At 35.4% G+C, this 12,600-nt stretch carries 18 protein-coding genes and 1 pseudogene; 4 read left to right on the top strand and 15 right to left on the bottom strand.

Features of this window, described 5'->3' with window-relative positions; genetic code table 11:
• Window positions 1-722 precede the first annotated feature (722 nt).
• Window positions 723-2,072: an MFS transporter gene (locus CRO45_RS13540; protein ID WP_097150167.1), complete on the bottom strand. Its 1,350-nt coding sequence runs from the start codon at window positions 2,070-2,072 to the stop codon at window positions 723-725.
• A gap of 74 nt (window positions 2,073-2,146) precedes the next feature.
• Between CRO45_RS13540 and CRO45_RS13535 the strand changes: the two genes are divergently transcribed.
• Window positions 2,147-2,629 (top strand): hypothetical protein, encoded by a 483-nt coding sequence (locus tag CRO45_RS13535; protein ID WP_097150166.1) that lies wholly within the window; start codon window positions 2,147-2,149, stop codon window positions 2,627-2,629.
• Here the strand turns inward: CRO45_RS13535 and CRO45_RS13530 are convergent.
• Both CRO45_RS13530 and CRO45_RS13525 read right to left on the bottom strand, forming a co-directional pair.
• Window positions 2,615-3,085: a hypothetical protein gene (locus CRO45_RS13530; protein ID WP_097150165.1), complete on the bottom strand. Its 471-nt coding sequence runs from the start codon at window positions 3,083-3,085 to the stop codon at window positions 2,615-2,617. The genes CRO45_RS13535 and CRO45_RS13530 overlap by 15 nt on opposite strands.
• A gap of 9 nt (window positions 3,086-3,094) precedes the next feature.
• On the bottom strand, window positions 3,095-3,559 hold the full coding sequence (locus CRO45_RS13525) for a GNAT family N-acetyltransferase (RefSeq protein ID WP_097150164.1): 465 nt from the start codon (window positions 3,557-3,559) through the stop codon (window positions 3,095-3,097).
• 97 nt (window positions 3,560-3,656) lie between these two features.
• Between CRO45_RS13525 and CRO45_RS13520 the strand changes: the two genes are divergently transcribed.
• Window positions 3,657-3,890, top strand: coding sequence for a YczI family protein (locus CRO45_RS13520; protein ID WP_097150163.1), 234 nt, complete (start codon window positions 3,657-3,659; stop codon window positions 3,888-3,890).
• A gap of 121 nt (window positions 3,891-4,011) precedes the next feature.
• On the opposite strand, the gene CRO45_RS13515 is transcribed toward CRO45_RS13520, so the two are convergent.
• The 9 genes from CRO45_RS13515 to CRO45_RS13475 form a co-directional block, all read right to left on the bottom strand.
• The gene (locus CRO45_RS13515) at window positions 4,012-4,299 is read right to left on the bottom strand and encodes a hypothetical protein (protein ID WP_097150162.1); all 288 of its coding nucleotides are present in this window, start codon (window positions 4,297-4,299) and stop codon (window positions 4,012-4,014) included.
• 181 nt (window positions 4,300-4,480) lie between these two features.
• Entirely contained in the window at window positions 4,481-5,011 is a 531-nt protein-coding gene (locus CRO45_RS13510) for a GNAT family N-acetyltransferase (RefSeq protein WP_097150161.1), read from the bottom strand.
• 121 nt (window positions 5,012-5,132) lie between these two features.
• Window positions 5,133-5,609: a DinB family protein gene (locus tag CRO45_RS13505; protein ID WP_097150160.1), complete on the bottom strand. Its 477-nt coding sequence runs from the start codon at window positions 5,607-5,609 to the stop codon at window positions 5,133-5,135.
• A 172-nt stretch (window positions 5,610-5,781) separates the two neighbouring features.
• A complete protein-coding gene (locus CRO45_RS13500; RefSeq protein ID WP_097150159.1) occupies window positions 5,782-6,132 on the bottom strand; it encodes a hypothetical protein in 351 nt (116 codons plus the stop codon).
• A gap of 300 nt (window positions 6,133-6,432) precedes the next feature.
• Complete coding sequence (locus CRO45_RS13495; protein WP_097150158.1) at window positions 6,433-6,681, bottom strand: hypothetical protein; 249 nt, start codon at window positions 6,679-6,681, stop codon at window positions 6,433-6,435.
• 113 nt (window positions 6,682-6,794) lie between these two features.
• Window positions 6,795-7,043, bottom strand: coding sequence for a hypothetical protein (locus CRO45_RS13490; protein WP_097150157.1), 249 nt, complete (start codon window positions 7,041-7,043; stop codon window positions 6,795-6,797).
• Window positions 7,044-7,149: 106 nt separating this feature from the next.
• Complete coding sequence (locus CRO45_RS13485; RefSeq protein ID WP_097150156.1) at window positions 7,150-7,389, bottom strand: DUF4190 domain-containing protein; 240 nt, start codon at window positions 7,387-7,389, stop codon at window positions 7,150-7,152.
• Window positions 7,390-7,645: 256 nt separating this feature from the next.
• Window positions 7,646-8,050 carry a membrane lipoprotein lipid attachment site-containing protein gene (locus CRO45_RS13480; RefSeq protein WP_097150155.1) on the bottom strand — a complete coding sequence of 135 codons (405 nt, stop codon included), beginning with the start codon at window positions 8,048-8,050 and terminating at the stop codon, window positions 7,646-7,648.
• 170 nt (window positions 8,051-8,220) lie between these two features.
• A complete protein-coding gene (locus CRO45_RS13475; protein WP_097150154.1) occupies window positions 8,221-8,652 on the bottom strand; it encodes a hypothetical protein in 432 nt (143 codons plus the stop codon).
• Window positions 8,653-8,681: 29 nt separating this feature from the next.
• Here CRO45_RS13475 and CRO45_RS13470 point away from each other — a divergent pair.
• Window positions 8,682-10,036, top strand: a protein-coding gene (locus tag CRO45_RS13470; RefSeq protein ID WP_097150153.1) for an IS3 family transposase whose coding sequence is annotated in 2 segments (ribosomal slippage) — window positions 8,682-9,135 and window positions 9,135-10,036 — 1,356 coding nt in all. Because the reading frame shifts where the segments join, the coding sequence is not laid out codon by codon here.
• Between the two features lie 15 nt (window positions 10,037-10,051).
• Here CRO45_RS13470 and CRO45_RS20095 read toward each other — a convergent pair.
• From CRO45_RS20095 to CRO45_RS13460, 3 genes and pseudogenes are all read right to left on the bottom strand, one after another.
• Entirely contained in the window at window positions 10,052-10,192 is a 141-nt protein-coding gene (locus CRO45_RS20095) for a hypothetical protein (RefSeq protein ID WP_170949493.1), read from the bottom strand.
• A gap of 75 nt (window positions 10,193-10,267) precedes the next feature.
• On the bottom strand, window positions 10,268-10,744 hold the full coding sequence (locus tag CRO45_RS13465) for a DUF3658 domain-containing protein (protein ID WP_097150152.1): 477 nt from the start codon (window positions 10,742-10,744) through the stop codon (window positions 10,268-10,270).
• Window positions 10,745-10,786: 42 nt separating this feature from the next.
• A pseudogene (locus CRO45_RS13460) lies at window positions 10,787-11,223 on the bottom strand (DUF1835 domain-containing protein); the annotation flags it as partial.
• A gap of 231 nt (window positions 11,224-11,454) precedes the next feature.
• On the opposite strand from CRO45_RS13460, the gene CRO45_RS13455 reads away from it, so the two are divergent.
• A complete protein-coding gene (locus tag CRO45_RS13455) occupies window positions 11,455-12,468 on the top strand; it encodes an NAD(P)H-dependent flavin oxidoreductase (protein ID WP_097150150.1) in 1,014 nt (337 codons plus the stop codon).
• The last annotated feature ends 132 nt before the right edge of the window (window positions 12,469-12,600 follow it).

Raw genomic sequence — 12,600 nt, 5'->3', positions numbered from 1 at the left:
TCCGTTTTGTCCATTAGAGAAGTGTTTATGGACAGTTCACCCGGAATTTGATGCCGTTTTGTCCATTAGAGCAGTGATTATGGACAGTTCGCTTGGAATTTGAAGCTGTTGTGTCCATTAGACCTGTTATTATGGACAGTTCGCTGGAAATTTGAAGCTGTTGTGTCCATTAGAGCAGTGATTATGGACAGTTCACTCGGAATTTGATGCCGTTTTGTCCATTAGAGCAGTGATTATGGACAGTTCACTTGGAATTTGAAGCTGTTGTGTCCATTAGAGCAGTGATTATGGACAGTTCACTCTAAATTTGAAGCTGTTTTGTCCATTAGACCCGTTATTATGGACAGTTCGCTTGGAATTCGATGCTGTTTTGTCCATTAGACATGTTATTATGGACAGATCGCTTGGAATTTGAAGCTGTTTTGTCCATTAGAGCAGTGATTATGGACAGTTCGCTTGGAATTTGAAGCTGTTTTGTCCATTAGACCTGTTATTATGGACATTTCGCTCCGAAATTGATGCCGTTTTGTCCATTAGAGCAGTGATTATGGACATTTCACTTCGAAAATGATGACGTATTGTCCAATAGACTTGTGTTAATGGACATTATCCGGAGAATTTAAAAGGGTTTTGTCCATTATGCAACCGCTACTGAACAAAACCCTTTAATTATTTTATTTGACCTTGTATTGTTTCCAATAACTCAGTAATTGGCCAATTACTCAACTTTCACTCGTCTTCTCTTTCACTGTAACAAAAATCATCCCTGGCACCAGTACAACTGCAACAACCAGTAACCCTATCGCCATTGTACTCATATTTGCTACGCTCATACCTGTAGCGAAGGCCACACCGTAAATGCTTGAAGCTAAAATATTTCCAATAAAGCGCGATGTCATCAAGAGACCTGATGCAATTCCACTTTCCTCTGGCGCGATGTAAGTGTACAACAAGTTTTGCAGACCAATATTTTGTATTCCGTTACTAATCCCTGTAACCGCAAGAACGACTCCCACCCAGATTAATAAAGAATCATCCTTCACGGTGAATAATAAGATCACTCCTACTAATCCAACTAGAACACTGGCCAAAAGCGGAATTCGAAATCCTGCCCGCTCCATCCATCTCGTAGCGACCGGTGTCATAATCATTGCGAAAATAGAAAGTGACAGCATCACGATTCCCGCCATTTGAGAGCTTTCCCCTAACACGATTTGAATGAATGTCGGGAAACTTAGCAGCACGGCAAAGAAGATGACTGTTGATAATATGTACTGCCCATAAATAACAGTAATGTTTAAGTTTTTTCTGAAGAAATTCACATCAATAAACGGTTCTTCTCTTCTTTTCTCATACATGTAGAAAACAACCGTTAATCCAATGGCAAGTATTAATGTTACAAATTGAACGCCGTTTTCGAGTCCAAGTAAAAAGATCATCCAACAAGTAATAAATAAGCTAAATAATAAAATTCCAATGATATCTAACTTATAAGATGTAGCCTTGTTTTTCTCATCTTTCGGAATAAACATCAACGTTAAAACTATTCCGATGGCAAGAATCGGCAAGTTTACGTAAAAGATAATCGGCCATCCACCGAACTGGACGAGCACTCCACCTATCGTAGGTCCGAATGCAGCCGAGGTTGTTGCAAATACAGCTAATGTCCCGATGACGCGATTTTGATTGTGTTGAATGGTATTACGGACAATCCCCACACCAGCTGGGAAGAGTGCTGATGTCCCAATTGCTTGAATTCCGCGCATTGCAAGGAGCATAGGCAAATTCGGTGATAGCGGTGCTAAAACCGAAGACACCACGACTAGTCCAAGACCTATTAAAAAGATTAATTTCCTTCCATATATATCACTTAATTTCCCTATTAACGGTGTAAAGATTGCACTGATAATAAAGTAGGAAGCAATTAACCATGAAATATTTGTTGCGCTCAATTCGAAATCCTTTTGAATAGCTGGCAACGCGACTGTAATCATCGTCGTATTTAAAGGATTTAGGATAACACCCAATGCCACAGCTAATATAATTAATTTTTCATTTTTCCTTACAGTCATTCCGATGTCTCCTCTATAAAGGTACTACTTATCAATAGTAGCACAATAGAATCGTAAGCTAGGTGAAATTAAGCTTGAAGTTTGTTGTGGCTTGTGGACGATTTTTTGGGGGTTACGGGCGACTTTTAATCTCTTATGAGCAACTTTCTGAGGATTACGAGCAACTTCTTGAGGATTACGAGCAACTTTTCTTCACTTATGAGCGACTTCATGTGGTTTATGAGCAACTTTTCATAGCTTATGAGCAACTTCTTGAGGATTACGAGCAACTTTTCTTCACTTATGAGCGACTTCATGCGGTTTATGAGCAACTTTTCACTTATGAGCGACTTTCTGAGGATTACGAGCAACTTTTCATTTATGAGCGTCTTCTTGGGGTTTATGAGCGACTTTTTATTACTTATGAGCAACTTCTTGGGGGTTACGAGCGACTTTTTATTACTTATGAGCGACTTCCTGGGGTTTATGAGCAACTTGCGGATGTATATGGGAATTTGAACAATAAAAAAACACCGACCCTATTAGATCAGTGTCTTCACATTTTATTCCGCAATTAATACGCTCAATCCACCAGATATTCCAAAGGGGATTTCCTCTTTTCCATCTTTATAATATCCTCTTAACTTAATATTTGGATATTCAATATCTAGTAAATCCGTATCCCCAAATACCTCTTTTATAGGCGCATCAATTAAAAAGGTCATTGTCTCGCCAGATTTCAGATTGACGTGTAGATCTGCGTTAACTGGTTTTCCTTCTATCTCGTACGGATTACTTTTTGAACCATTTAACTCTTTAATTGGATAACTTAAATTAAAGATTAAGTGAGTTAGCTCATATCCAGTATTGTTTGCGATTTCGAATCTGTAAGATTCATACTCTGCAGTTGCTTCTTTTTCAACAATATAGAAACTAATATTTCTATCATCAAAGCTTTCTTTATTCGCCGAACAGCCAAATAGTGTGCCGAGTAAAATCACAAAAAAAATTAAACAAACATTTCTCTTCTTCATTTTTTCCTCCTACTTAAGCTTCAGCTTCATCCCCTCGTGTGTCGCTTGAAAGCCTAGCTTTTCATAAAATCTTATGGCATCAGGTCTTTGTTTGTCTGTTGTTAGTTGTACTAAGTGACAACCACGTTCTTCGGCGCGTTGAATGGCGTAGTTTATTAGTTTCGTTCCGACACCCTTTCCTCTTGAAGAAGCAGATGTTCTTACTCCCTCGATTGTCGCACGCCATCCACCTTGATGTGTTAGATAAGGTGTAAAGGTAATTTGTAGAACGCCAATCACTTCATTGCCATCATCTGCTACAACTAACTCGTTATTCGGATCAGCTGAGATTGCTTTAAATGCCTTTATGTAACTTGTAGGAAGCGGCAACCCGTAACGCTCACGTTTACTTCCGAGTACATCATCTGCAAGCATGGCAACAATCTGTTCTAAATCATTTCTAGTAGCCAATCTAAAGTTTATTTCTTTTTCCATTGGAAACCCTCTCTTCTTATTAATCTAGAATGCTATACTATTAAATGAAATAAATTACACTAGTGAGCTGGAAATCTAGTTGAAGGTGGTAGAAAACATGTTAATGACTTTACGGGTTATATTTTCGATTCTAACATTGGCATTAGCCGGTTATGGATTAATTACTCAAAACTTCAGATATCAAGCATATATGATGCTATTTTTAGGTTTAACTATGTTGGTGACGGGAATCCAAGAAATGCAAAAAGGAAGAAAGATAATGGGTTGGTTATTAATCGTCGTATTTGCATTTGCACTCTATGTATCTATTCAAAGTTTTATGTTGATTTAGGTTAATCAAGAAGAGTATTCGAATAAATCGACTACCCTTCTTCTTTTAACTAAGTCATTTAATACTTCAATAAAAAGAGACATTAATCCTTCTTGAATTAATGCCCCGGTCGATCTATCGATTATCTACTTACCTTGCGATAAAGTAAGTACACACTAAGAAGGAAAAGTAAAAACGGAATTCCTTCTACGGCTAAGAAAATTAACCAAAATCCTGCTGCGCCCCCTGTCTGAGTCGCGATTGCCCCCATAAAAAATGCAAGTAAACCAGTAAATATATTTACAACAATCATAACTAGAAGAAAGAATAATTCCTTATGAAACTCGGGGACCATCTTCTTTATTCCAGTATAAATTACGCCTCCAATTAGAAAAGCAATGAGCAATAGCCCAACTATTGTGTAGTCCATCCCTAAACTCCTTTATATCTAGCCGTTCAAAATTATAAAATAATTATAGATATAAAAAAGAAGAATGAACAATGGGATTATTTACTTAATCTCTGAAGATAGTGTATTTAGACTAGTTCTCCGGAATTACAGGATGATGTTTTTGACAAGCATTTTAATAGTTTCTGCGGATCTTACAAAGTTAAACCCATTTATACATAAGAATGTCGTCTACGTATTCATTTTCATTTAACTTAATTTCTTTTATTTTACGACCTTCCTCTACAAACCCCATACTTTTATATAAAGAAATCGCCCTATGATTTGTTGAGAAAACTCCAAGAGATACTTTCTCAATTAAAGGATTTCTTTCTGCCCATTCTAATAAAGCCTTCAATAGCATTTTTCCAATCCCCATACCTCTGTAGTTTTTTAATATCATCATTCCAAAGGAACCGGTGTGGGCTAATCTAAGTCTATTTTGGCAAAGAAAGACGATCCAACCAACAAGTTCACCGTTCGCTTCAGCTACAATTAACGTTTCTCTATCATTTTCTATTAGCTTTTTTATCCATTCCCTTTGTTGAGCAGGTGTTTTATTAAACTCTTCCGTAACAGTTATTAAGTATTCACCTTCGGATATAACTGAATTCTGTACGGCTAAAACAGCTTCCGCATCATCTAATCTTCCAGTCCGAATATAAATTTTTGTATTACTGTTTATAGTGGACATTCAATCCCCCCTAGTAATCCCTTTGTAGTAAAATATCTTACTCATTCGTACCGTTATTAAACTTCAATAAAAAAAGCATTAATCCTTCTTGGATTAACGCCCCCGTTAGTTCAATAAAAAATTAGTCCCATATTTTTGGACGTTCAATCCCCATTGTCCTCATATAGTCTAATAGCTGACCTGTGTGAACAGATTCGTGATAAGCAATTCGGAGTAACATATCCCCAAGTTTTCTAACATAACCCACATCGGAACGGTCTATTTCAACACTCTCCAAATCACTTACACTTAACTTTTTGATATAGTCTATGAAATCGTCACGATAGGGTTTGGCAAAGATAATCTCATTATCCACAGTTGTAAATTCTTTTCCATCAAATGGATTAGTTATATCGGATAGTGCCTTGCTTCCACCTCCAATTAGAACTTGATGGTAAAGAAATTCACCTTGTAATATATGTCTAATCATTTCCGCACAAGTCATTGCATCTTCATCAGGTTTCCAATCTAACATATTGCTGGGTATTGCTTTCCATACCTTTATACTTCTACGTCTAATTTCTTCAAAGTTTAAAATTATTAAATCGTTCACATTCACTTTGTTGCTCCCCCTTTTTATCTCTTATTTATCTAATTCGACAAATTAGGAACATTTCCTTGTTCAACAAAATTGCCCCGTTAGTACAATAAGATCAACAAAAAAGGAAATTAATCCTTCTTGGATCAACGCCTTCGTTAATGGAAGAAGGCTATTATTCAAAAGAATTTCGTTAGAAAGGTTCCGAATCAACTTTTTTGATAAAAAGATACCACTTTGGAACGAATGTCGATATTAAGGCAACAAAAGGAATCCATAATATTATCCCCTTTAAAGGAGAGCCACATAACAAATTTATATTGTCTCCTTTAGCTAATTCTATTTCATATTTTTCACTCTTAACCCAATCTATTGTTATATGTAATTGATGACTTCCTGCTCTAACAGGTATGGAAATTTCTTCTCCATTTGCTATATCATTTATATATTGATTATCCAGGTAGACCTTAAATTTCCTTGCTCGATTGGCAAATTGCGATGTTCTTTTTAATCGGATAAATTCTTTATCTAAAGTTGATACCAATAGTATACACCCCTTAAAATTAACATTAATTCCTATCCCATTGTTAAACTAACCCTACCCCGTTATCTATTCATTACCAGATTTCAATGAAGATACGGTAATCAAGGGCTGTTGTTCGGTTAATACATCAATAAAATAATTTGCAGAAATATACAAATGATGTTCAATACAGCAGTTTTGAGGCGAAGGTAAAGATGGATCCATCCTTCTATACCAAGATAGAAATCTAGAATTTTGTACTTTATAAAAAGTAGGATTATATGTTAACGTCGGTAAGCCAGCTGCAGCCCTTTCTTCTCGTTATAAATCTATTAGCGTTTCATAATTAGTCCAGCAAAATTCTTCAAGCATACGAAAATGGCGAATTGCATAGAAATTTGCTTCATCTTGCTTATAAGTGAAATGATACATCCTATTATTCTGGTGATCTAAAAAGGATAATTCGAAATTGCCATTCCATTGCAGTGTTCTTAAATCCATCACGTTATAAAATCGCTCGAATGGATTATTTTTAATGGGTTCCCAAAGGATAAGTTTTTCATTTTCCAAAAATCTTTCCCCCTTGATTAATTATGGTGTTATCAATCTTATTAAGCTACCCTCATTCTTGTACTAAAACCTTCGTTCGTTTATTAACCATTTATTGTGTATTGATATACTCACTACTTTATTTTTATTACTTTTTTAATTACCTTCACTAAATATTTCGTAGCAAAGTAAGATAATGGAATTCCTAAAATCAAGACAAGATAACTCATAAAATGATTGTCAAAAAAGTACTTATCTGACAGGTAAGCAGCTAGTTTAAAGTATTGAAGAAAAAGTATTATTGCTAATACTATTAAGCCTGCTTCTCTCATCATTATTTTATTTTCGTTAACCTTTCCCTTGCCATTCCAATTTTCTTCCATAACCGAATCTCCCCCTTTTCATTTGATTCTTCTCGCATTACCTGCCCCGTTAGTACAATAAGTTCAATAAAAAGGGCGCTGAATCCTCTTGGATCAACGCCTTAGTTTAGCTTAATAATAGCATTATTGAAATGGATGACTTTATCGTGAGGAATATGCCAAATAGACAACAAATAATACCTCCTAAAGCTTCTAACTTTCCACTTTGTCTATAACGGTTAATTTGTCCTAACCCAATAACACCAAAAATCAGCCCAACAATCCCAAGTATAAAGCCTACTGCTAAAAAAGAAGTTGCAATTGAAAGAACACCAAAAACCAGTGATACGATACCTTTGTTATTCATCTTAATATTAGCCTTAATATCAATATCTCCTATTAAATTAACATTCCTTCTCCATTGTCAAACCTATAATTAAAAATATATATCTTGAAGAGATAATTACCTATACTAAAGATTATGAGTAAAGCTATGAAAATAGAATCCCAAAAGGATCCTTTTATAAGTTTCCATATATTTAGTCTTCAAACAGCGACTTTAATAAACCTATTATTACATCTTGTTCTTGTTTAACTAACCTGCCCCTTTAGTTCAATAAAAACTACTTACTATAATTATGAAGTTCGAATGATTCTTCAAAGTCATTCCATTTCACATTTACTTTTATTACTGCATCTTTAGCTATTTCCCCCCCACCTTTTGAACTTCCTGAAAATGTTAATGTAGATGGAGGTTCCGTGAATTCTTGAGATTCATAAACTCTCATATCAAAAGTTTCAAATGTGTATTCAATTTTTTGTAATGATGACATTTCTTCTAAAGAACCTTTATAATGCAATTTGAACTCATAACTATCTGTATCCTCTCCCCTCCATTTCACTTTTCCAATATAGGAGTATACCGCTTCCCAATGTTCACTTTCTCCATTAAACGTATAACCGTTAGTCGTTTCTGAACAAGCTGTTAAAAGTATCATTGTTACTAATAAAACAACTAATTTCTTCAAATCAACTCTCCCAAAAAAGTGAATTTAGTCATCTCTATAAATATATTATTTGGATATTCTCTTTCATCTAAAAAATGCGAATAAGATTTAACAACCTTTTCATCTATTTAACTAATAAAATAGAATACCTGCATACTAAACTATATTCCCTCGTTAGTAGCTTCTTATAATTAATATTTCATTGCTAAACGTTCTTTAACTCTTTCGACCATTTCATGGTGTTCATCATGCATTGCTTTGTAGAAGTCTCGGTCACTTCTTATTTCTTTTAGGTCCATGGTTATAAATTTAGTTGCGTATAGTGCTTGATTTAAATCCTCGATATCTACTTCGGATAACGTAGAGCCATATAAATAATCATTTATATATCTTTCAATATCATCTATTCGATATTTCCATTCACGATGGACATTGAATTCATAACCGTTAGAAAGCAGCAAATTTGCTGTGCGTGAAAAATCTGCAGAAAGGTGTGTAAAATAATCGACTTCTGCATCGGTTAGCGGTTGATTATAATTCCATTTAATTAATTTATCTACCATTAAAAATAAGTATCTGTTTGTATCTTTATATTGATGAACTGCACCCCAATTGTTAGACACACATCTAACAATTGGAGGTGCATTTTTTTATGGCTAAATATACAACAGAGGAAAAAATACAAGCAGCTCTTCGCTACTTGGAAGGCAAAGAAAGTTCATATGAAATTGCTAAATCAATTGGAACTAATAATTCAGCAATTCTTAAATGGGCGAAACAAATTGAGTATCACGGTGTAGAAGCATTTGTAAAACGGTATACAAATTATTCAGCACAGTTTAAACTAGATGTACTAAATTACATGATTGAACACGGTACATCCTCGCGGGAAACAGCAGCTATCTTCAACATACCAAGTCCTTCTACACTTGATAGTTGGAAAAAACAATTCGAAACAAAAGGATTTGGTGCCCTTCAATCAAAGAATAAGGGGCGCCCATCCATGAAGAAAGAAACATCTAAACAACCAAAACAAACTCCAATAGAGGGATCACCAGAAGCACTTCAAGCAGAAATCAACCGTCTACGTATGGAAAACGAGTATTTAAAAAAGTTGAACGCCTTAGTTCAATCCAAGGAAAAATCACCAAAGAAGACAAAGTGAAGGTCATCTATGAATTAAGGCATAAATACTCGGTGAAGGCGCTTGTGGCATTCGCAGGCATTCCACGTAGCACGTATTATGATTTAGTGAAGAAGTTGAATCGACCAGATCCAGATATCGAGCTAAAAGTTGAAATTCAAGCCATTTATAACGAACACGAAGGCCGTTATGGGTACCGCCGTATTCGAGATGAGCTAGCTAATCGTGGGAAAAAAGTTAATCATAAGAAAGTGCAGCGCATTATGAAAGCCTTAGGCTTAAAAAGCATTGTTCGAATGAAAAAGTATAAATCTTATAAAGGAACAGTTGGTAAAATTGCCCCGAATATTTTAGATCGTAATTTTAAAGCTGATGCACCAAACGAGAAGTGGGTAACGGATATTACGGAATTTAAATTATTTGGTGAAAAGCTCTATTTATCGCCTGTTTTAGACTTATTTAATGGAGAAATAATTACATACACAATTGGTAATAGACCAACCTATTCACTTGTTTCAGATATGTTAGAGAAAGCATTAGGAAAGCTGCCAGAGGAACATCAATTATTAATGCATTCGGATCAAGGATGGCATTATCAAATGAAGTCATATCGTCATGCCCTTGAATCAAGAGGGATTACTCAAAGTATGTCCCGTAAAGGAAACTGTTACGACAACTCTGTAATGGAGAATTTCTTTGGCATTATGAAGTCTGAATTTCTGTACTTAAAAGAGTTCGATAGTGTCGAGCATTTCAAAAAGGAACTTGAAAACTATATAACGTATTACAACACGAAACGCATGAAGGCAAAATTAAAAATGAGTCCGGTACAGTACCGAACTCATTTTAACCAAGCTGCATAAGTGAAATAACCGTGTCTAACTTTTAGGGGTCACTTCATGATAACCAATGCCTTTTTCTAATTCTTTTACTTGTAGCTTCGCTGGATGAACCAACCATACGATGCCACATAATGCTATAACAACTACTATATTCACATATGGTTTCAACCTAGCCACATGATCACTCTCCAAGACATATTTAATGATTGCCATCCATCCATGATGCACACTGCCCGTTAGAAACTTTTAGCATTATCGCATTTTAATACTATAGTATCGCATCCCCTTCGGAACACCTTCCATATCAAAGATACCGTCAACGATTAACCGTCTGATGCGATATTCGATAAATTGGTCGCCAACATACTGATTTAAATGACCAATCACTTCTCCTATTATTCGAGCTGATTTTATAAAATCATTGTGTTTTTTCTCCTCATGAACCTTCTTCACTGTCTGAATAATGTACTCATCGTAGAAAGTCTCTGGAACACTTATTATTTTGTCAGTTTCCCAAATTCTTAAAACATCCTGATCCTCGCAAAGTTGCACCCACTGCTGCTCCAATGCATGACGTTCCGTTTGAGTGAATGCATGGCTACTTTTCTTCTTTTCATAGATTTGTTTAAGTAGCTCAGCCGAAAGTTCACCCGTATGTAATGAAGTAAATTCGAATTCAGCTCGATTAAAATGAGCTTTATATGCCTCATTTGTATTGATGATGACCATTTCATTTGTTTTCTCTTTTAATAGATAGAGAACAAATCGTAACCCTGTTTGTTCATGCGCGTTGTCTCCAGTCCAGATAATAATCGGGTGGTGACTTGGCGTTTGTTCGATGTTTCTATCGTTTGTTTAAACTGATTTTCATAATGTAAAAGAACTTCCTCATCTATATTTATATGTTTTCTTAACCATTCAAAACGATTCGCAACACCTTGTGAATCATGCAAATTCCCAATTGGACCGATTGAAAATAAGTCTGAAAGGTTAATTATTCTTTCTTGTTCATTTAAACCTAACTCTTTTAAAGCTAGCTTCAAGCTACCAGCAGACGAATCTCCAAAAACTATATGTGTAGTGTAAAATTGTGCTAGTTCGGCTCTTGCTTGATTTTTCTTATACTCTAGCAGTTCATTGTATGTATTTTTTATATCTAAGAAGAATTGCTCTTCAGAATAGCCCTTTCGTTCCTCAACAGTTTGCATACGTAAAAAGAATTGAAGTAATAAAGATTTTGATTCTTTTTCATCCAATTGGTTAATCACATCTTTTATTTCATCTAACAATCCTCTCGCCTCCTACTAGAATATTTTACCATAATGTAGATAAATAACATTATTACAGTATTCCCCGGTAACCAAAATTTGCTAATATATAACTAATAGAAAATTCGAGCAATGAGTCTATTAACTGTTCTTAGAAAGGAAGTGGATTTTATGTTTCGTCATTTAAAATACCCAATCATCCAAGCTCCGATGGCTGGTGGGATTTCTACTGTTGAGCTAGCACTGGCAGTTTCGGAAAATGGTGGACTTGGTTTTTTAGCAGCTGGTTATAAAACGCCAGAAGAAATCGAACAAGAAATTGTACAATGTAATGCATCAGGATTACCATTTGGGGTGAATCTGTTTGTTCCACAAAATGATACGATTGATGAATCCGTGCATTCGTATAAGGAACGTCTTGAAAAAGACTATGACATTCAGTTGCCTATTCCAGAACCGAATGATGATTATTGGAATGAAAAACTAGAGTTAGTCATGAAATATAAAGTTCCCTATGTTTCATTCACATTCTCTTGCCCTTCCAAGGAAATCATTGAACAAGTTAAAAACAATGGAAGTCATGTCATTGTTACTGTGACGAATTTGAAAGAAGCGAAAATCGCAATAGATCTAGGTGCGAATGCGATTTGTTTACAAGGTGTGGAAGCTGGAGGGCATCGTGGAACATTTGAGAATGTGGATGAAGAAACGAATGTTTCATTAAATGAATTAATTTCCACTATTCGTAAGGAAATCTCAATCCCAATTATCGCTGCTGGTGGCATCATAAACGGAAAAGATATTTATCTTGCTTTACAAGCAGGAGCGGATGCTGTGCAACTTGGAACAGCATTTCTATGTACAGAGGAAAGTGGAGCGAATGCCGCTTATAAACAAGCTCTTCAGTCTGGTGAGTTTTCTGAAACAGCCCTTACAAGAACATTTTCAGGCCGCCTTGCGCGAGGATTAAAAAATGACTTTATGGCTAAGTATGAAAGTTTCGCACCAGCAAATTATCCTGCCGTCAATTCATTAACAAAGCCGATTCGTGCGAAAGCATTAAAAGATCAAAACCCACAAGATATGTCACTTTGGGCAAGTACACGTTTTAAAGAAATTAAACAAGGTACTGTGAAGGACGTATTCGAACAATTAACGAAGGAATTGCTATCATATCAATCATAACGCGAAGGTAGTTATGGTAAACCGTTGCTGAATTTACCTCTATGCATATAAAAGAACCTGTTCAGATTTAAATTGAACAGGTTCTTTATATATAACGAATTAGTTAATCGTAAATTCTACTTTTTCAAACTC

This window comes from Ureibacillus acetophenoni (genome assembly GCF_900220965.1).
GTDB lineage: Bacteria > Bacillota > Bacilli > Bacillales_A > Planococcaceae > Ureibacillus > Ureibacillus acetophenoni.
The sequence above is the reverse complement of the archived record's forward strand: the minus strand, read 5'-3'. Positions and strand labels throughout refer to the sequence as shown.

Coding starts and splice junctions, on each gene's coding strand:
- CRO45_RS13515 (WP_097150162.1), bottom strand. CDS start 4,299: ATGGACTACACAATAGTTGGGCTATTGCTCATTGCTTTTCTAATTGGA.
- CRO45_RS13525 (WP_097150164.1), bottom strand. CDS start 3,559: ATGGAAAAAGAAATAAACTTTAGATTGGCTACTAGAAATGATTTAGAA.
- CRO45_RS13520 (WP_097150163.1), top strand. CDS start 3,657: ATGTTAATGACTTTACGGGTTATATTTTCGATTCTAACATTGGCATTA.
- CRO45_RS13485 (WP_097150156.1), bottom strand. CDS start 7,389: ATGAATAACAAAGGTATCGTATCACTGGTTTTTGGTGTTCTTTCAATT.
- CRO45_RS13540 (WP_097150167.1), bottom strand. CDS start 2,072: ATGACTGTAAGGAAAAATGAAAAATTAATTATATTAGCTGTGGCATTG.
- CRO45_RS13490 (WP_097150157.1), bottom strand. CDS start 7,043: ATGGAAGAAAATTGGAATGGCAAGGGAAAGGTTAACGAAAATAAAATA.
- CRO45_RS13530 (WP_097150165.1), bottom strand. CDS start 3,085: ATGAAGAAGAGAAATGTTTGTTTAATTTTTTTTGTGATTTTACTCGGC.
- CRO45_RS13465 (WP_097150152.1), bottom strand. CDS start 10,744: ATGGTCATCATCAATACAAATGAGGCATATAAAGCTCATTTTAATCGA.
- CRO45_RS13455 (WP_097150150.1), top strand. CDS start 11,455: ATGTTTCGTCATTTAAAATACCCAATCATCCAAGCTCCGATGGCTGGT.
- CRO45_RS13510 (WP_097150161.1), bottom strand. CDS start 5,011: ATGTCCACTATAAACAGTAATACAAAAATTTATATTCGGACTGGAAGA.